The 19,296-nt window shown below is 54.0% G+C and carries 14 protein-coding genes; 1 reads left to right on the top strand and 13 read right to left on the bottom strand.

Going from position 1 to position 19,296, the window contains the following annotated elements; genetic code table 11:
- Positions 1-63 precede the first annotated feature (63 nt).
- The 13 genes from Q8W32_RS08675 to Q8W32_RS08615 all read right to left on the bottom strand — a co-directional run bounded on the left by Q8W32_RS08675 (position 64) and on the right by Q8W32_RS08615 (position 18,122).
- On the bottom strand, positions 64-3,441 hold the full coding sequence (locus Q8W32_RS08675) for a DUF2126 domain-containing protein (protein WP_303432074.1): 3,378 nt from the start codon (positions 3,439-3,441) through the stop codon (positions 64-66).
- A gap of 102 nt (positions 3,442-3,543) precedes the next feature.
- Positions 3,544-4,479 carry an alpha-E domain-containing protein gene (locus Q8W32_RS08670; protein ID WP_303432075.1) on the bottom strand — a complete coding sequence of 312 codons (936 nt, stop codon included), beginning with the start codon at positions 4,477-4,479 and terminating at the stop codon, positions 3,544-3,546.
- Entirely contained in the window at positions 4,479-5,939 is a 1,461-nt protein-coding gene (locus Q8W32_RS08665) for a circularly permuted type 2 ATP-grasp protein (RefSeq protein ID WP_303432076.1), read from the bottom strand. The genes Q8W32_RS08670 and Q8W32_RS08665 overlap by 1 nt, the downstream gene beginning before the upstream one ends.
- Positions 5,940-6,872: 933 nt before the next feature.
- Complete coding sequence (locus tag Q8W32_RS08660) at positions 6,873-8,768, bottom strand: V-type ATP synthase subunit A (RefSeq protein ID WP_305414546.1); 1,896 nt, start codon at positions 8,766-8,768, stop codon at positions 6,873-6,875.
- A complete protein-coding gene (locus tag Q8W32_RS08655; protein WP_305414545.1) occupies positions 8,765-9,547 on the bottom strand; it encodes a hypothetical protein in 783 nt (260 codons plus the stop codon). The genes Q8W32_RS08660 and Q8W32_RS08655 overlap by 4 nt, the downstream gene beginning before the upstream one ends.
- 24 nt (positions 9,548-9,571) lie before the next feature.
- On the bottom strand, positions 9,572-10,261 hold the full coding sequence (locus Q8W32_RS08650) for an HrpE/YscL family type III secretion apparatus protein (protein ID WP_303432080.1): 690 nt from the start codon (positions 10,259-10,261) through the stop codon (positions 9,572-9,574).
- A 57-nt stretch (positions 10,262-10,318) separates the two neighbouring features.
- Entirely contained in the window at positions 10,319-10,777 is a 459-nt protein-coding gene (locus Q8W32_RS08645) for an ATP synthase subunit C (protein ID WP_303432081.1), read from the bottom strand.
- On the bottom strand, positions 10,770-12,626 hold the full coding sequence (locus Q8W32_RS08640; RefSeq protein WP_305414543.1) for a V-type ATP synthase subunit I: 1,857 nt from the start codon (positions 12,624-12,626) through the stop codon (positions 10,770-10,772). Before Q8W32_RS08640 ends, Q8W32_RS08645 begins: the two co-directional genes overlap by 8 nt.
- Complete coding sequence (locus Q8W32_RS08635) at positions 12,623-13,228, bottom strand: V-type ATP synthase subunit D (RefSeq protein WP_303432084.1); 606 nt, start codon at positions 13,226-13,228, stop codon at positions 12,623-12,625. The genes Q8W32_RS08640 and Q8W32_RS08635 overlap by 4 nt, the downstream gene beginning before the upstream one ends.
- 1 nt (position 13,229) lies before the next feature.
- The gene (locus Q8W32_RS08630) at positions 13,230-14,597 is read right to left on the bottom strand and encodes a V-type ATP synthase subunit B (protein ID WP_305414541.1); all 1,368 of its coding nucleotides are present in this window, start codon (positions 14,595-14,597) and stop codon (positions 13,230-13,232) included.
- Between the two features lie 480 nt (positions 14,598-15,077).
- Entirely contained in the window at positions 15,078-16,556 is a 1,479-nt protein-coding gene (locus Q8W32_RS08625) for an FMN-binding glutamate synthase family protein (protein ID WP_303432292.1), read from the bottom strand.
- A gap of 165 nt (positions 16,557-16,721) precedes the next feature.
- Positions 16,722-17,051 (bottom strand): hypothetical protein, encoded by a 330-nt coding sequence (locus tag Q8W32_RS08620; RefSeq protein WP_303432088.1) that lies wholly within the window; start codon positions 17,049-17,051, stop codon positions 16,722-16,724.
- A gap of 141 nt (positions 17,052-17,192) precedes the next feature.
- The gene (locus tag Q8W32_RS08615) at positions 17,193-18,122 is read right to left on the bottom strand and encodes a TIGR01777 family oxidoreductase (RefSeq protein WP_305414540.1); all 930 of its coding nucleotides are present in this window, start codon (positions 18,120-18,122) and stop codon (positions 17,193-17,195) included.
- A gap of 595 nt (positions 18,123-18,717) precedes the next feature.
- Between Q8W32_RS08615 and Q8W32_RS08610 the strand changes: the two genes are divergently transcribed.
- Positions 18,718-19,107, top strand: a complete 390-nt coding sequence (locus Q8W32_RS08610) for a sirohydrochlorin chelatase (RefSeq protein WP_305414539.1) — start codon at positions 18,718-18,720, stop codon at positions 19,105-19,107.
- Positions 19,108-19,296: the final 189 nt, after the last annotated feature.

Here is a 19,296-nt window from a genome sequence, read left to right as displayed (position 1 = left end):
CAGATTGGGGAAATTGTCTCAGCTTTGTTTGCTCCCCTCAGCAGCGAGGGGAGCCAGCCTGATTTATTTCCGCCGCAAGTCCAGCGTACAAGGATAGTCGTTCGGAGACTCTTCCGGTGGCGGAGCCATTGGACGTGGCTCGCTATGAGGGAAAAACTCCCGAATAGCATCCACATCCGGACGGGGTGAATACTCACCGTGGCTATGATCCAGTGTCGAGAAACGATTGACCCGACGTGATTCCGCTTCAAAGGAGTTCACCGGGAAGGTGTCGTAACTGCGGCCACCCGGATGCGATACGTGGTAGCTACAGCCACCCACGGAGCGACCGTTCCAAGTATCAATCAGATCAAACACCAATGGTGATTGCACGCCAATGGTTGGATGCAACGCCGACGGTGGCGCCCATGCCTTGTAACGCACCCCGGCAACCATTTCGCCATGGCGACCGGTGCTGGTCAGTGGTACACGACGACCATTACACGCCAGTACATAGCGCTTGTTGGTCATGCCGTAGACCTTGACCTGCAAACGTTCCACGGAAGAATCCACATAACGGGATGTACCGAAGCTGGAGACTTCTTCACCCAATACATGCCATGGCTCGATGGCCCAGCGTAATTCGATCTTGATATCACCGAGTTCAACCCGACCGTAGTGCGGGAAGCGGAACTCTTCAAACGGCAACAGCCACTCGGCGCGGAAATCGAGACCATGTTCCTGCAGGTCCTGGGCGACTTCCTTGACGTCTTCCCAGACGTAGTGCGGCAACATGAACTTGTCGTGTAACTGGGTATTCCAGCGCACCAGATCATGCTTGTATGGATCTTTCCAGAAACGGATCAGCAAGGCCCGGATCAGCAACGCCTGCACCAGACCCATGCGGCTGTGCGGTGGCATTTCAAAGCCACGGAATTCCAGAATCCCCAAACGGCCTGACGGGCTACCCGGTGCAAACAGTTTATCGATACAGAATTCAGCCCGGTGGGTATTACCGGTCACATCGATCAGCAGGTTACGCATGATACGATCGACCAGCCATGGCAAGGCGGACTCACCTTCCGGCATTTGCTGGAAAGCGATTTCCAGCTCATACAAGCCTTCATCACGGCCTTCGTCCACACGAGGTGCCTGACTGGTCGGGCCGATAAAAGCACCCGAAAACAGGTAGGACAAGCTCGGGTGATGCTGCCAATAGGTCACGAAGCTGCGGAGCAGATCGGGACGGCGGAGCATCGGGCTGTCTGCCGGTGTTTTACCACCCAAAGTGATGTGGTTACCACCACCGGTACCGGAGTGACGGCCATCCAACATGAATTTCTCTGTTCCCAGGCGCGACTCACGAGCCGCCTGATACAGTTCGTTCATGGTATGCATCATATCGCGCCAGTTGTCGGCCGGGTGAATATTCACCTCGATAACACCAGGGTCCGGTGTAACCAGCAATTTCTGCATCCGCCAGTCACGTGGAGGCTCATAGCCTTCGATAATGATCGGCATCTCCAGCTCAGCAGCGGTTTCCTCGATCATGGTGAGCAAGGCAACGTAGCTTTCCAGATACGGTAGTGGTGGCAGGAAAATATGAATCTTGCCACCACGGGCCTCGATACACATTGCCGTCCGTACCAGATTACGCCAGTAGGTTTCGGACTGGTCGTCATCGTCAGTGCGTTGTTGCTGTGACTGTTCGTCCGAGACAACCTGTTCCGCAATCGGCTCCGCAACTGTTGCCGTAAAGTTGCTGATAATGTCTTCGCGACTTTGCAGCGCTTCTGTGGTGCGGAACGGGTCGGCTTCCTGTGGCAGCGGTACTTCTTCTGACCATGGCAGCCCTTGCAATGGCAAACGCAGACCCATGGGTGAATCACCCGGTATCAGCGTAATGCGGCCACGGCGTAATTCCCACACGCTGGAGCGCCAGCTCTGGCCATAAAAGTCCCACTCAACCGGCACAACAAAACCGGTGGGGGTATTCAGCCCCTGATCCAGCACACGAGCCAGACGGCGACGGGCCAGCTCATCCTTGGCTTCTGCAATTTCAGAATCCAGGTTGACCGGCAGGTTCTGTTCTTCAAGCAGGTAATGCAAGCCGTCTTCATACGCCGCTTGCACATATTCGTCAGACAGACCCAGTTTTTCCGACAACAGGGTAGCAAACCGGCCTGCGTCTTTTTCGGTGTGGCCGTAGTCTTTATCGACCCGGGCCAACAGCTCGGGGCGTGTCCACATCGGTTCGTTATCGGTCCGCCAGAACACACCCAGTGCCCAACGGGGAACTTCTTCGCCGGGATACCATTTGCCCTGGCCGTAATGCAGCATGCCTTGCGGAGCAAAACGGTCACGCAATTTCAACAGCAGGGTTTTGGCCAGACTCAGCTTGTGGGCACCCAGGGCTTCGGTGTTCCACTGGGCCGATTCCATGTCATCAATCGATACGAAAGTTGGCTCACCCCCCATGGTCAGCCGGACATCGTTTTCTTCCAGCAAGGCGTCGACCTTGTCGCCCAGTGACAGCACATCGGCCCATTCGGCATCGGTGTACGGCTTGGTGACACGAGGGTCTTCATGGAAGCGGGTCACGTCGTTCTTGAAGTCAAACTCCACTTCGCACTTGTCGGTGAAACCATTGATCGGGGCTGCCGATACCGGGTGTGGTGTACAGGCCAGAGGAATATGGCCCTCACCGGCAAACAGCCCGGAAGTAGGATCCAGACCAACCCAGCCTGCTCCTGGCAGATAAACTTCGCACCAGGCGTGCAGGTCGGTAAAGTCTTCTTCCGGGCCGGAAGGGCCGTCGAGCGACTTTTCGTCTGAGGTCAACTGCACCAGATAACCGGAAGCAAACCGCGCCGCCATACCCAGATGACGCACGGCTTGCACCATCAGCCAGGCACTGTCACGACAGGAGCCGAGGTGTTTTTCCAGCGTCTCTTCCGGTGTCTGAACGCCTGGCTCCATACGAATGGTGTAGTCAATCAGCTGTTCCAGCTGGGAATTGACGTCGACCAGAAAGTCGATGGTGCGGCGTTTTTCTGTCGAGATACCAGCCAGAAACTTTTCGAAAGCCGGCCCTTGTGGCTCCAGCTCCAGATAAGGCTGCAGTTCTTTTTTGGTTTGCTTGTCGTATTCGAATGGAAACTCTTCCGCGTCTTCTTCCAGGAAAAAGTCAAACGGATTCACAACCGTCATATCGGCAATGACTTCAACCTCTACCGAGAACTTGCGGGTCTTCTCGGGAAATACCAATCGAGCCAGGTAGTTGCCATAAGCATCCTGTTGCCAGTTGATAAAATGCTCTTCTGGCTGAACCTTGAGGCTATACGCTTCAATAGGTGTACGACAATGAGGCGCTGGACGCAGTCGAACCACATGGGGTGACAGTGAAACAGGCCGGTCGAAGTCGTAGTATGTGTTGTGCTGAATCGCAACACGGATAGTCATAACTGCTCCCGAAATAGGAAATCTCTGAATATCATTATAAATGCTGGCCGGCATCGCCAGACCAGCATTTCATTTTCATCCCTGATGCCGGTTGGGACTTCGCTATTGATCCGACAGGAACCAGGTTTTTTGTATCAGGTCATGAACATCTGCCAGTGACAATTGCAGTTCATTCAGATCTTCACGGAAAGCGACATTAAATTCTTCAGCTTCCAGGTCCGCCGCCACTTCGTCACAAATCAGTCGGGTGCGAGCAATCACACCCTCACCTTTAGGCAAACAATCCGAGCTTGCCACGATTTTTTTCAAACAAAATGCAATGGACCGGGGAAACTGCTCATCGCCCAACAGAAACGTGACCACCGGCGTTCCCTTGATGGCTGAGCGCATGGTACGGCGGAACGGCTGGTCGGCATTTAATGAGCGCAGCACATTACCCCAGATAATCTGACGACTGTTAACGGCGTATTCATCATCAGCCACCTGATGGATCGCAGCAATAGCAGCATCCAGGTTACGGGAAGTCATGTCTGCCCGTTCCAGGTTTTGCCCCATCAACAACATGTCCCAGCCTTCGTCCCGGGTCATATTGACGTACAGCAAGCCAACAATTTGCTGGCAGGACTTGATGATGCTCTCCAGGAACTCGTGACGCATACTGCGGTTAATGCCAAGAGACAGATTCTCTTGCACAAACATGCTCAGCTCGTTGACCAGTTCCCAGGCTTCCGCTGGAATCACATCCCGTGTCGTACGGATATTCTCACGAATCGCTCGCAAAGAATTCACTATCGAACAAGGGTTGGTGTCATCACCCAGCAGGAACTTCACCACATTACGCTCATCACGAACGGAATACCGACTATTGTAGTCGTCTTCCAGGCTGTTGATCACAATAAGATTGTACCAGCCCAGATTGACCCGCCGAGGCATGTCAAACAACAGCTTGTCATAAATGCTCAGCAGTCGCGCTGTGCTTTCAACCCGCTCCAGATAGCGAGCGGACCAGTAAATACGTTCTGCAACTTTCGATAGCATTATTCGATTCCTGTTCCTGTATCGACAATCCAGGTGTCCTTGCTGCCGCCACCCTGAGAAGAATTAACCACCAGAGAACCTTTTTTCATGGCAACCCGGGTCAAGCCACCGGTAGTGACATAGCTGTCGCGGGACTGCAGTACAAACGGCCGCAGATCCAGGTGACGGGGTTCAACCTTGTTTTTGCCCACCAGTGTTGGCGAGGTCGACAAGGCCAGCGTTGGCTGGGCAATGTAGTTACGCGGGTTGGCCTTGATCAGATCGGCAAAGGTTTCGCGCTCTTTCTTGGTGGAATGTGGCCCAATCAACATGCCATAACCACCGGACTCATTGGCGGGTTTAACCACCAGTTTGTCGAGGTTCTCCAACACGTGCTGACGCTGGACATCGTCATAACACAAAAAGGTTTCCACATTGGGAATCAATGGCTCTTCACCCAGATAATACTTGATGATAGCCGGAACAAAGGCATACACCACCTTGTCATCCGCCACACCTGCGCCCGGTGCATTCGCCAGGGCGACATTACCGGCACGCCAGGCACGCATCAGACCAGGAACACCCAGCGTTGAATCGGGGTGGAACACTTCCGGATCGAGGAACAAATCATCGATACGGCGATAGATCACGTCGACCCGTTCCAGACCGGCGATGGTTTTCATGTAGACGCAGTCGTCTTCAGTCACCATCAGGTCACTGCCTTCAACCAGCTCGGCACCCATGCGCTGTGCCAGAAAGGCGTGTTCAAAATACGCGGAGTTGTAAATCCCTGGCGTCAGAACCACGACGACCGGTTTTTCGACTTCACGTGGTGACAGGGCGGCCAGGGTCTCAAACAAGTGCTCAGGGTAATCGCCCACAGGAGCAATGCTGACTTTTTCAAATACTTCCGGAATAACCCGCTTCATGATGGAGCGGTTTTCCAGCATATAGGATACGCCCGATGGTACGCGCAGGTTATCTTCCAGCACATAAAACTGGCCATCCCCGTCACGCACCAGATCGGTGCCACAAATATGGGCCCACACACCAAAACGAGGGCTGATGCCTTCGCATTCCTTGCGATAATTGACCGACTGTTTAAGTATAAATTCCGGTACCACACCATCTTTGAGAATCTTCTGATCGTGGTACAAATCATCAATAAAGAGGTTTAATGCCCGCAAACGCTGTTTCAGACCGGCGGCCGTCTTATCCCATTGATTCTTTGAAATTACCCGGGGAAGAATATCAAAGGGCCAGGCCCGGTCGATATTCCCACCTTCTGTGTATACCGTAAATGAAACACCCATTTCCTTAATGGTCGATTCGGCCGCAATTTTGCGCGAATTCACATCTTCATCCGAGAATGATTCCAGATAGGAAATAAGTGCTTCAGCAGGTTCACGCGCGCATCCGGGTGCGCTGAAAAGTTCATCGTAGAACTCGCCCGGTGCGTAATCCTTCCACTCGATAGACATACAGCTCCTGAAATTTGCCATCAGGTTAATGAGGAATTGACGCCAGGCTGGCAAGCACTGGGTCACTCTGAAAAGACTACAAAGTGCTCAAAGTAAACCATTACCCATGCATGACTGCAAGCCGCCACAGAGGCCATTCTGGCGCATCATACGCCATATCAGGCAACCGCAATTAACCCTTGCTACAAAGGCACCAATTCCAGACTTTTAGCGCCCTCGCGCACCATTAATGTGCAGCATATCAATTAATCCGCCAAAACCCGCCTCATAGAGAAACACCCATGCTGCAAGATAGGGCCAGATTTATTAACCAGCCAAATCTGAAGGTAATCTTTTGAACCCGTGAGCATCCGTCAACACCGCCCAGAAACACAGCGAGCTGTTGGCCCTATGGCTCAGGGCAGAGCAGTCTTCACACCATCATTTCATACAGCAGGCCTGGCCTTTGTCAGCTCAGACTATCGTCACAGACTTATTTTTTGACAGACGTTTATTATTTGATCAGTCTCAATATCCTTGATATGGGCAGTCTTCTCCTACAAGAGAGATTAGTGAATTATCAGCACGAATAATCAATAACAGCACGGTCTGATAAAAACACAGTACCAATAAACAATGGCAAGAAATGGCCAATCCATATCAATAACTTTTCCTGATAATCTTTCCGCAATCTCATTCTGTTTAATTCTGAACAGATCATGGCAGGCCATTAAAATAACAAGCCGCCAATAGCAAAAACATAATAACAACCAGAGCGCTATACATCTTTATGCGCATTAGCCCAGCAAAACAGACCGGTTATTCTCCGCTCTGGGGCGTATTTCAAACAGAGGGTGCCGGGGGCTACCGAATGCACCCCGACTTTTGACTTGACCCGTCAGGCCTGCAAGTCGGCTTCGTGATTCGAAACCATCCAGTAGCCCGGGGTAAGGATTAAACAGGTGCCCCCAACAGGTCAGTTATCGTCTCCAGCAAACGATTGTATTCGCCAGAGCCGTCCACGGCGTAGTTGAGGTTCTTGAGCAGGCCGGTCAGGCGTGTGTAGAAAGTGCGTACCGCAGCTTTCCTTTGTGAGTCGGAATCCGCATCCATCTGCGGCTGATGAGTCGCTACGGCTTCCATCAATTCAAACAACCGTTGCTGACGATCCATCGGCACCGACACATCCACATCATCGAAGGCATCCTGCTGCAAATACACCATATCCAGCAGCAGCGCTTTCTGTTGCACGATAAAGTCGTCCAGCGTTACCCCCTCTTCACCAGTCACCTGCATCATGCGGCTGACTTCATCACCTCGTACCAGCAGTTCCGACAACACTTCGACCCGCCGCGTCCAACCCGGGGATAAATGGGTATCAAACCAGGGCTGTAACTGTTTAAGGTAACGCGACCAGGAAATCAACGGGTCAACCGCGGGATAAAAGCGCCGATAAGCCCGATCCGCAGACAGCCCCAGAAAGGTTTTGACCGTCCCCAGCGTGGATTGGGTCACTGGCTCTTCAAAGTTACCACCAGCCGGTGAGACGGTCCCTACCATGGTAAAGGTACCTTCAACGCCATCGGTACGACGAATCACCCCAGCGCGCTCATAAATATTGCGAATCGAAGAGTCCAGATAAGCCGGAAAGGCTTCCTCACCTGGAATCTCTTCCAGCCGACCGGAAGTTTCCCGCATTGCCTGGGCCCAGCGCGACGTCGAATCGGCGATCAGCAAGACGTCATAACCCATACTCTGGTAATACTCCGCCAGAGTGATACCCATATAAATAGAGGCTTCCCGGGCAGCCACCGGCATCGATGAGGTATTGCAGAGAATAATGGTTCTATCCATCAGGCTGCCGCCGGTTTTGGGGTCCGTCATACCGGGAAATTCCTGAATGGTTTCAACCACCTCACCGGCCCGCTCACCACAAGCCACCACGATCACAATATCCACATCGGAGTAGCGGGAAATCAGCCCTTGCAGCACGGTCTTCCCTGCGCCAAATGGCCCCGGAATACAACCAGTACCACCTTTGGCCAAGGGGAAAAAGGTATCCACCAGACGAATGGTGGTCGACAACGGCTGGCTCGGATAGAGACGTTCAGCCTCTCCCAGCGCCATCAATCGACGAGAAATCGGCAGTCGAATCGGCCAGCGCTGACTCAGGGTCAGGTTACGACTGCGATGCGGGTCAGCCACTCCTTCAGCCGACAGTGGCGTCAGGCGGGCAACCGGATCGGCAACACTGAAGCTGCCCTCCAGAATCCAATCCAGCTGCCATTCTCCTGGCCAGTCAAACGGCACCATGATCTTGTGCTCAAACCGTCCTTCTGCCACCACGCCGGCAATATCACTCGCCCGGACTTTCTCGCCTTCCTTGATCAGCGGCTTGAAGGACCAGCGTCGAGCCTGATCCAGACCGCGAATATCCACACCCCGCGGCAAAAAAGTGCCGTAGTTGGCCGCCAGTTGCTCCAGCGGGTTTTGCAAGCCGTCGTAGACCATACCCAGCAGACCTGGACCCAGTTCAGCCGACAACAGCTCTCCGGTTTGTAGTACCGGATCACCAATACCAACACCCCGGGTGCTTTCGTAAACTTGCGCGTCGGCCCGGCGGCCATGAATCCTCAGGACTTCGGCTTTCAGCCATTCCTGTCTGCCATCTGCAGTCAGGCGGCCGGGCAAGACAAACACCACTTCATTTTTGGACAATGGCCGGTAGTCTCCAGACCCGGCGACGGTTTCGATGCTTTCTATTGTCACCAGATCATCCTGTACTGCGACAATACGTGCTGTTGCTTGCTGACCTGAGTCCGCCTTGTCTGCGGCTGTCTCCATCGTCATAACGGTGCTCCACTGGCCATGGTCGATGATTGGGTAAAGTTGCTACTGGCTTTGGGGTCAAGAGGGCTTGGCTCAACGGCTGTTACCGCAGCAATGTCCACCGCCACCCAGTCACTGAAACGGGCCTGGGCCTGGGTAGCGTCATAACCGATACGACGATCCAGCATGTCCCATTTGAGGACATACGCCACGACAGCCACCAGGCTGTTGTCTCCAGGCAACAGGTAGCGCCCGGTCAGGATCCAGTTATGCTGCAATAACATCTGCTCCAGCTCCCAGGGTTGATGAGAGCGGATACAGGTCAGCGCTTGTGGCAACCAGGGCTGGGCGACCTCCAGTCGGAACGTTGGCTCATGCCAGTACTGCTCTATGGTCTGACGATAACGACTCACACTCCAAAGGCCGGATGGCGGTGGATCGTTGTCCTGCTGATACTCCCGTCGCCACAGTGCGGCAACCAGCGTCCGGACATCCAGCCGCTGCTGAATCAACGCCAGCAGAGCCGTTGCTTCGGCCCTCGGGCGGGTATCGTCATGCCGCAACGTCTCAAGCAGTTTTCGTTGCCGCAATACCAGTTGCTGGTTATCGCTGGTAATGGGAAGTTCACGCCATTGCAGCAAGGATTCAATACGTGCCAGCAGGTCAGCATCCGGCTGACTTAACAGTCGCAATCGGCGCTCCAGTTTCAAGCGGGAAAGCGGTGTCTGATGACGGCTTCCCCAGCGCTCATGGGCCGGTAAACTCGACATCAACAGGGTGTAGCGATCACGCCAGTCCATTCAGACCCCTAGTGCAACCAACAACTAACGAATAATGCCATCAAGAATGGCGCGAAATCTGGGTTGTAAATAACCCAATAACAACCCGGCAATGGCCCGGTCACTGAGATCCACTTCAATTTTCTCGTCACGCAGTACCAGCGTAATACCATGGTGATCAGCCGAACCGGCGGCCAGGGTCACACCATCACGCAGCATGTCGATCTGTAACGCAAAAGCCAGATCGGCCAGCGGCCCTTGCATGGCGGACTCCGGTGATCGCCGAATATCATCCAGCGCCAGTATCTGCGGTGGTAACAGCAAATCCAGCTCACTCTCGGCGGGTAATTCGGCCTGCTCCAGTAGCCGTCCTGCGGCGGCCCGTATCAGCTTGGCCAGCAGTTGCGGCTGATCCAGTTGCTGGCGCACCAAGCGCGAAACATCCGCTGAAAAACGCTGCTCCAGCATGGATTTCATATCCAGAACCAGATCCCGAAAGGCGATTTGCATGGCTTCACTGGCGGCCTGCTGCTCACGACGGGCGTCTTCTTTCGCCTCGGCAATCAGCTTGTCGGCTTGTTGGCGAGCATCAGCCAACAAGGCCGCGGCCTGTTGGCGGGCATCGGCCAGAATTGCCTCGGCTTCTGTTTCCCCCGCCTCAACGCCATCCTGACGCAAACGGCTAACCAGTTCGTCAATCCCGGCGGAAACGACGTCACTGCCTGATTGTTTCATCCAATTCCTCCTGCGTTTACCCGTTTATCAAGCAACAGATAAACATCCATCAGCCTGTTACTGAGCCGCCAGAGCAGGAATACCGCCCGACAGCACCAGTGCAAAAATAAAGACAAACACACCGAAACCTTCAACCACGGCCGCCGGAGCAATCGACATACCAAAAATCTCCGGCTTCTCTTTTGAAGCACTGATCGCAGCGGCACACGCTCGTCCTTGCCAGATCCCGGCGACCATCAAAGACAGCCCGGATAATAGTCCGATACCAAACAACCCGGCAGCGTTTTCAATACCGACCTCTCGTTGCAAGGTAAACAGCAAGACGATGCCATAAATCACAAACGACGACGGCAACACCGACAAACCGATAAAACGCCCATGGCCACTGTCTGTATCCAGCATGGCACCAATGGCAGCCTGACCAGCCAGACCACAGCCAATCACACTGCCCATACAGCCCAGTGCAATGGGAGAAAACATTCCAATCCAGCCCAGGCTTATGACCAGCTCATTCATCTTCCAACTCCTTTAATTGAAACGGCTGGAAAGCGTAACCTTCACCCGGCTCGCCCCAGTTGTAAAATTCAATAAAATTCAGCCTCAGGCCGTGTACAACACCACTCATCACTCCCAAAGCAATATTCACTACGTGCCCCAACAGCAAGATCAGCACCCCACCAAGCAAGGCCAGCCCACCTTCGGTAGCCATCACCTGTACTGCCAGCTGATTAAATGTCAGCGCCAGTGATACCGACGCCAGCCCCAACGCAAACAGGCGCATATAACTGAGCACATCGCCAAACAGCTGACTCAGGCCCGGCAACACCATCAACCCGCGCAATAGCCGCTGTACGCCTCGTTGCAGCGGACTGGCAGAGGCTGATATCGGCTTGGCCCAGCCAGAACCCACCATAATGGCCAGCACCGCGACAACCGCCAACACCACTACTGTGGCCGAAATACCAATAAAACCGGCCCAGCAGCCCAGTAGTACGACCCCGGCCCAGCCCGCCCGGCTAACCACAAACCAGTGTTCATGGCGGCGATGCCAGGCCAGGCTGGCATTCGCCAGCAGCAGATGCACAACCCCGGTCAGGATCGATACCTTCATCATGGTGTTGTAATCCTCGATATCCATGACCACCAGACTGGTCAGCCAGTTATCGTCCGCCAGCTCCACCCCGAAGTACTCGCCCGCCATAACACCCCATACCAGCGCGGCCCCGACCAGAGACAAAAACAGCTGGCGGAGACCGCGACCGGTTTCACTCTTACCCATCGCTTTCCAGCGCAACGCCAATAACCCGCCCAGTGCCAGGGCATAACCGGCATCCGACAGAATCATGGCAAAAAAGACCATAAACGACAGATACAGGTGCACGGAAGGATCCCAGGAACGGTAGGCCGGTAACTGATAAAAACGGGTCAGCAACCCGCCAGCAGCAAAACCCGCCAGCGGCTTCAGCAAGGTAGGGGGGGATTCATCAGCGGCAGGGTCACTGGCAACAAAGGCAAAACCGGTTTCCCGAGCCAGGGTTGATAACGCCGGCAAGGAAGATACCGGCACCCAGGCCAGCAGCGTAAACACCTGGCCATCCGAGGACAATCGATCCACCACCTGACGCCAGAGTGTGTGATTGTGCGTCCTTGCCTGATGACGTTTGAGCAACAACAGATAACGGGTTAATTCTTCCCGTCGCGATTGCAGTGAGTCGAGCGATTGCTCAATGGTTTCCAACGCTTCGGTCAGCTGCTCCAGGGTACGTGAACCCAAATGTTCCCGGGGCACAGGCATGCAGGCCGATGGTGGTTCCGTTGCAGATAACAGGACAACATAAAGATGGCGACTGTCACGGCCGACCAGCTGCCAGGGGATGCCCCAATGAATATCATCCGGATTCTGGCTCTGGTCAGGAAGCCGGATTGCCGCTCCGGCCTTGTAGAGCCGATCCAGCCAGCTGCGCTTGTTCACAGGCAAGCAATAAAACCACAGCCGTACATGGTTAACCCACGCGTCGTCGGGGAAATGAAACTCACCCCAGGGCAGCATCCGCTGTATCCGGGCCTGGACTTCGTCACGCTGGTCTTCCAGTTGCCGCAGCTGGTGCTGTACGTCAATGGCTTCATTAACGACCGGTTGCAAATGAAAACCGGTAAATTTTTTTAACGGCCGCCGGCGACTTTCCCCTTGCTCCAGAAAACGGATCGCCTGATTCAAATGACGAACCCCTTCTGGCACTTCCTCGCCGCTCTCATGGCCATCAATCAGATGCAGCTGACCAAATGCCTGCAAACGGGCAATGACCGCTTCCTTGTCTTTTTCACGCCCGGCGATGGCCACTTTTTTTAACGCGACGATTGTCATGATCCACCCGCAGCCTGACGTTTGTTTTTAGCTATTTTCGATGTCACTACCGACTCCCTGTCCTTGTCGTCCAGATAGATACCAATACGGCGGATATTGGATCGGGTCTCGGGTATCAGTACCTTGTCGAACAGATTTACCCGCTGGGTCACCTTGCGCAGAGCCGCCGCCATCACGCGGTGTTGCTGCTGCAACAACTGGTGTTTGACGTCCAGAGTCATGCCTTCCTGTAACCATTGTTGCAGAGGTGCAACCCAGTGCGGTTTTGCCATCAGGGGAATGGTGGCCAGATCAAAGTCAATCGCTTCCAGCTCGTTGATCCAGACACCGACGATGTTACGTCGCCGCAGCTGTAAACTCCGCACGGTGCATAATCCCTTTAAATCGATTGAGGTAACCGCCAGCATCGGCATCTGTTCGCCAATACGTTGTGCCAGTTGCTGCCGTTGCTGTACCAGCTCCTGCTGCTGCACTTCCACCTGTTTGATGGCTCCTTGCAGCTGCTGGCGTTTCATATCCAGTGCCGGTAAAAAGCGCTGGTAAGCCGCCAGCTTTTGCCGCTGGGCCGACAAGGTGGCCTTCGACAACAGCAAACGTGCCATATCAGACCGTCTCCAGGCTGCCCGCCATCTCGGTCGGGTAATACTTGTCGATCAGTTCGGGCTTCATCAGCAATTGCTCGGCACGGAAACATTGCGCCATCAGCTGCCACCCCTTGTCCAGCGCCTGTTCCAGCGGCATCGACACATCCAGAGACATAAAATGCTGACGGAACAGTTGCCCGTATTGCAGTAGCTGCTGATCGTAATCACTGAGATCAAAGGCCATGGCCTGTTTCTGTTCGGCTTCGACGGCGCCGGAGTAAAGCCGGATCATGGTATTCATCACCTGGCTGTGGTCTTCCCTGGTTTGTTTGCCGATCACCAGCTGTTTCAGGCGCGACAAGGAACCAAACGGATCCAGCTGGCCATCGTGCAAATAGAATTGTCCTTCGGTGATATAACCTGTGTTGTCCGGTACCGGGTGACTGACGTCGTTGCCAGGCATGGTTGTAACCGCAAGAATCGTGACCGATCCACCCTTGGCATAATCACAGGCTTTTTCGTAGCGACGGGCCAGCTGTGAGTACAGATCCCCCATATAGCCACGGTTCGAGGGGACCCGCTCATTGGCGATACCGATTTCTTTCAGGGCATCGGCGTAGGCGGTCATATCGGTCAGCAGCACCAATACCCGTTTGCCTTCTTCCACCGCAAAACGTTCCGCTACAGCCAGCGCCATATCCGGCACCAACAAGCGTTCGACGATCGAATCCGAGGCCTGGTTAACAAACATAACGGTACGGGCAAAAGAACCCTGATCTTCAAAGGTCTGGCGGAATGAATAAAAGTCGTCAAACCCCAACCCCATGCCACCAAACACGATAATGTCGGCATCGGCCTGCGTACCAATACGGCCAAGAAAGGCGTTGTATGGTTCTCCAGAAACGGAAAAAACAGGAATTTTTTGACTCTCGACCAGGCAATTAAACAGGTCGATCATGGGAACACCCGTACGAATCATGCGGGATGCCAGCACCCGTCGCATCGGGTTGACGGTTGGTCCGCCGATCTCGACCTGGCTGTCAAAATCGAGCGCCGGGCCATGATCCATCGGCTTGCCGCGACCATCAAAGATACGCCCGAGAATATTGGCGGAGTAAGTCACCTGCATCGGGTGACCCAGGAATTGCACACTGGCATCGGTCGCCAGCCCTTTGGTGCCATCAAACACCTGCATCGAGACTTGCTCATCGCGGATGTCGATCACTTGCGCCAGACGGCGGGTGGTGCCATCCCCACTGACCAGTACGGCCAGGTCATCCAGCCGCACCCGGGTTGATTTACCTGATTCAGGGGTTGCAACGCGCAACCGCACCAGATCCCCCACAATCGCAACAATCGAACGATAGGACGTACTGTCTGAACCCATTTCCAACCTCCTGAACCCTGCCCACCAAGGGGCGGGTATGTATTACCAACAGATATAGTTGTCACCAGGACAATATCTCTGGGGACATCATCATGACGGGCCTGAAACACATCACCTTGACCCCGCTCAGGATTAAACTTCTTTCACGGAAGTGTCACGGTATTTCATGCGGTAATACGGTACGTCACCCGCACCAGAGAGTCGCCCGACCCTGGCTGGCTATATCACAAGGCAGCCGTCACTTCGTCGCGGTACCACTACGACGAGGTTCAACATATTGCGCCATATGACTGTGATTTTTGACGATCATTACAATCTCAAGGTGATATAAATCAACAAAATGTCACTTTCCCTGCCAATGGCATTTTCCCTATCCCAACACCGGCAAAGAGCACTTCACTCAACTCGCCCTTCGATAACCAGACCATAGGGAGCTGGTTATCGAACCGGCAAGTAACAGCGAGCAGACAGATCGGGGACTCAGTCTTCCGGCATCAGGTCATTACCCGGATGAAAAGAGACGGGCTGATAAATATCCGTCATACAGCGAGCCTCACCATCCGGTTGCACAATACGGGCGTGTCGACGACTCAGGCCACGCGGTTCATCAACACCGCAGGAATGGGCGATAACCCCGACTTCCTGTACCAGACTCTCGACAAAGTGCTGTACCCGGACGGCCTTGTCCGAAGGTACCAAACCACTCTGCAAATGCTTGTTGTGAGTAGTGATGCCAGTGGGACAAGTGTTTTTATTGCATTGCAACGCCTGGATACAGCCCAGAGCAAACATAAAGCCTCGGGCTGATACCACAAAATCAGCGCCCACACATAACGCCCAGGCGACCCGGTCCGGGGTAATCAGTTTGCCCGAAGCAATCACCCGGATACGTGGTCGCAAGTGAAATTCATCCAGCGTGTCCACCAGCATGGGCAAGGACTGATTCAAAGGCAGCCCCATATAATCCATCAGCGACTGGGGTGCCGCTCCCGTGCCACCTTCGGCACCATCCAGAGTGATAAAATCCGGCGCAGATTGTTTGCCGCGCAACTGGATGGCACGACACAAGTCCCGAATCCAGCCAATATCTCCCAGTACGACCTTGAAGCCCACCGGCTTGCCAGTCACCGCCCGCACATGACCGATCATATCGAGCAAGTCATCAACCGAGCGGATTTCCGGGTGGCCATTGGGGCTGATTGAGGCTTCGTGCAGGGGAATATGACGAATACGGGCAATCTCTTCATTCACCTTGGTAGCCGGCAAGATACCCCCCTTGCCTGGCTTGGCCCCCTGACTGAGCTTGATTTCAAACATGCGTACCTGTGAGTGCTCGGCGATGGCCTTCAACTTGGTATCGTCCAGCATGCCACGTTCATCCCGCACACCGTACTTGGCCGTGCCGATCTGGAACACCAGATCACAGCCGCCTTCCAGATGATACGGAGACAAACCGCCTTCACCGGTATTCATCCAGCTACCTGCCATGGCGGCGCCACGGGACAAGGCGGTAACTGCCACACTCGACAGCGCACCAAAACTCATGCCCGAGATATTCACCAGTGAGCTGGTGGTATAGGGGCTGCGGCAATGCTCACCAATGGTCAAGGGGCCTGAGCTGGCAAAATCCTGCTTCAATGCCGGAAACGGGCTGTTGACAAAGATAACGGTGCCCGGCACATCCAGACGACGGGTAGAACCAAAGGCGATGGTGGTACTTTCCTGTTTGGCGGCGCGATATACCCAGGTACGATCCGCCCGGTTGAACGGCATCTCCTCGCGATCCATGGCAAAAAAGTATTGCCGAAAGAACTCACCCAGGTGTTCAAACAAGTAGCGGAAACGTCCAATCACGGGGAAATTACGCCGGACTGTGTGCTGCGTCTGTCGCACATCCACCACCCAGGCGTAGATCACCCAGGCGCCCAGCAGCAACGCTAATAACGCCAACAGGCCCATCAGGGTTAATACACTATATGCAGCAAGCTCAAACAGGGTCTCGGTCACATCCAGCCTCGGTACATGGTTCGAAAGGAGGCTAGACTAACCTGATGGCACGGCTGAAAAAAGCCATGATCGTTCCATCAGACTGTTCTGGAGATAAAACAGGCAGGGCAATTCAGGTCAGGCGGTGGGCGTGATGTCTCTAACGGCATGGGCCGTGAAATAAACGAATTTACCTTCAGCATCTCCCACTTCTACTTGAGACGGGGACAAGGGAGAATGTTTGATGGCGGCAATATACAGGCTGCGACAGGCCACCAGGCTCTTCTCTATGTCATTAAACAAGGGCAACGAGAAAACAAAGGAGTGGCGCTCACAACCGCGTTCCAGCGCCAATAACAGCCGCGCATCGGTCAACTCACCGGCACGCAAGAAATTGATGTAGCTGATACGGTATTCCTGACCAAATTCATACAGGTAAGGTTCCATGGTTTGGCGGCTTGTACTCATGATATATCCTGCGTCAATGCTGACCAGCGGCCAATAAACGTGTCGGTGCCAACCTGGCCAAAACAACGAAGCGGATACCAATGGATCACACTCACTGACGTCATTCCGGGCATCCGGGCATGGCACAAACACGGTCAACCTCTAGACTTGACGATAGTGGGTCCAATTACGGCCAATACTGGCCAATGCTTCAGATAGTGTAGTGTACCGATACGAAAACGCCTGCTCCTGCAGCTGAAGAGGCAATACTCGCTGCCCCTTGAGCAGCAGGTCCGCCATCTCACCAAACACGATACGCGCCACGGCTGCGGGCATGGGCAACAGTGCCGGACGCTTCAGGCAAGTCGCCAGCACACGGGTAAAATCACGGTTTGTCACCGCCTCTGGCGCCGTCATATTAACAATCCCCTCTGCCTCCGAGGCCAGCAGATGGTTCAGCGCTGCCAGATAATCCTCAATATGAATCCAGGACAAATACTGCTCGCCGGAGCCAATACGTCCTCCCAGCCCCAGAGAAAATGGCGTCCACAAACGCTTTAGCATACCCCCCTGCTCTCCCAGCACCACACCGGTCCGCAAGATCAGCGACCGCCGCGACAAGGCAAACAAAGGGTGCGCAGCCTGTTCCCAATCGGCACACAGCTGAGCGGCAAAATCTTCGCCTGCCGGGCTGGTTTCAGCCACGGTCTGCTGGGTGGCAGTTCCGCTCAGGGCACCATAGACCCCGATCGCTGAGCCACTGGCCACAACATCAAAGCGCCGACCGGTTTGTATTGCCCACTCGGCCAGACGATTGGTCACACCGATGCGACTCTCGCGCAACGCCTGCTTGCGTGAGTGGCTCCAGCGCTGGTCGGCAATCCCCTCTCCCGCCAGATTGACAAGCCAGTCAAAGGGCCCAACCAACTGATACAAATCATTCACCGCCATCACGCGACCAGCCCATCGTTTAACCACCCAGTCAGGGCGTCGGGTCAATACGGCAATCTCATAGCCTTCCGCGAGCCATCCGTTCACCAGGCGAGAGCCTATAAATCCGCTACCACCCGTTATCAGTATACGTTTGCTCATACTTCACTCCGGAGAAATTGCCTTGTGATCAGCAAGTACATTTATATATACAATACTTATACAATAGTATATCCAAGGCCAAAATCAAAAGCGGATGCAAAAAACAGCCAAACAACACCAATCCCAGCATGATTATTGTTGCTGGCATAAACAGAGATGATGCTGACATGGGCGGACTCCATCCAGAATGACAGCAACCACACCGCATTGCTGAAAGATTCGCCCTCTCTGGGGAATTGCTCACAGACAGCCATGCGTATTTGACGACCGCCTCACAAATGACATCGCCGTTCCCCATGACCGATATGGCATAAGATAAACCAGCACCGCCACCTTAGCCCGGACCAGTCGGTACAATGTACGGCGGTGCTTGTTCACAAGGAGTTAATCGTTCACTACCAGTGATATGCCATTCCTGAAAAGAAACTGAAACAGTATTTTCACATTCACCGGCAACTAATTCTGGCAATCTGCAGAAACTGGTTACATTCTGCGGATATAGAAGATGCTTGGCCAAGCGACAGAGCCGTCGACAAGGCCTTGCTCTATGGACATGGTCTGTATTGAATTTCGCTATCAATCAGGAGGTTGCATTATGCAAACCCGATCTAATAACCACGCCACTATTTTATTGGCGCACGGAAGTAGCGATCCAAACTGGCTCAAGCCTTTTGAACAGCTGACAGGGAATATTTGCGCAGGCATGGCCAAACCCAATCAGATACAGCTGGCCTATATGGAGCTGGCTGAACCTTCCCTCGAGAATATGATTGCTACCCTGTCCAATGACGGCGTCACTCACATTGATATATTGCCGTTGTTTTTTGCTGCTGGCCGCCACTTGCGTCAGGATGTGCCAGAGCAAATAGAAGCCTTGCAACGACAACACCTGGTCAAGCTGACCCTTCATCCCCCAGTCGGCCTCGAGCCAGAAGTCGCCACCGCCATCAGCAATGTAGTAGTGCGAAAACTAATGGGAGAATAAAGAGCCCGGCTTGATGTAGAACACCTTCCATTCAGGGCCATGGTATTTCGATACCTGCCCCTGAGTTTGTCCCTGAACTCCTTATCGACTCCCTGCCTTTTGCCTTTGCTTCCGCCCCGCCAGAATCCGCCTGACAGTCAGGCTGTGCGTTATGTCATTTTGTCTCTTGCACACCAATACTTATACAAA

It is taken from the genome of Oceanobacter sp. 3_MG-2023 (genome assembly GCF_030688925.1).
Lineage (GTDB): Bacteria > Pseudomonadota > Gammaproteobacteria > Pseudomonadales > Oceanobacteraceae > Oceanobacter.
Note: the sequence above shows the minus strand (reverse complement) of the source record. Positions and strands in the feature narration are given on the sequence as shown.

Excerpts from the sequence above, each read along its gene's own strand:
- Q8W32_RS08635 (WP_303432084.1), bottom strand. The coding sequence starts at position 13,228 with ATGGCACGTTTGCTGTTGTCGAAGGCCACCTTGTCGGCCCAGCGGCAA.
- Q8W32_RS08630 (WP_305414541.1), bottom strand. The coding sequence starts at position 14,597 with ATGGGTTCAGACAGTACGTCCTATCGTTCGATTGTTGCGATTGTGGGG.
- Q8W32_RS08620 (WP_303432088.1), bottom strand. The coding sequence starts at position 17,051 with ATGAGTACAAGCCGCCAAACCATGGAACCTTACCTGTATGAATTTGGT.
- Q8W32_RS08665 (WP_303432076.1), bottom strand. The coding sequence starts at position 5,939 with ATGTCTATCGAGTGGAAGGATTACGCACCGGGCGAGTTCTACGATGAA.
- Q8W32_RS08645 (WP_303432081.1), bottom strand. The coding sequence starts at position 10,777 with ATGAATGAGCTGGTCATAAGCCTGGGCTGGATTGGAATGTTTTCTCCC.
- Q8W32_RS08615 (WP_305414540.1), bottom strand. The coding sequence starts at position 18,122 with ATGAGCAAACGTATACTGATAACGGGTGGTAGCGGATTTATAGGCTCT.
- Q8W32_RS08660 (WP_305414546.1), bottom strand. The coding sequence starts at position 8,768 with ATGACGATGGAGACAGCCGCAGACAAGGCGGACTCAGGTCAGCAAGCA.
- Q8W32_RS08610 (WP_305414539.1), top strand. The coding sequence starts at position 18,718 with ATGCAAACCCGATCTAATAACCACGCCACTATTTTATTGGCGCACGGA.
- Q8W32_RS08650 (WP_303432080.1), bottom strand. The coding sequence starts at position 10,261 with ATGAAACAATCAGGCAGTGACGTCGTTTCCGCCGGGATTGACGAACTG.
- Q8W32_RS08640 (WP_305414543.1), bottom strand. The coding sequence starts at position 12,626 with ATGACAATCGTCGCGTTAAAAAAAGTGGCCATCGCCGGGCGTGAAAAA.
- Q8W32_RS08625 (WP_303432292.1), bottom strand. The coding sequence starts at position 16,556 with ATGGGCCTGTTGGCGTTATTAGCGTTGCTGCTGGGCGCCTGGGTGATC.
- Q8W32_RS08670 (WP_303432075.1), bottom strand. The coding sequence starts at position 4,479 with ATGCTATCGAAAGTTGCAGAACGTATTTACTGGTCCGCTCGCTATCTG.
- Q8W32_RS08655 (WP_305414545.1), bottom strand. The coding sequence starts at position 9,547 with ATGGACTGGCGTGATCGCTACACCCTGTTGATGTCGAGTTTACCGGCC.
- Q8W32_RS08675 (WP_303432074.1), bottom strand. The coding sequence starts at position 3,441 with ATGACTATCCGTGTTGCGATTCAGCACAACACATACTACGACTTCGAC.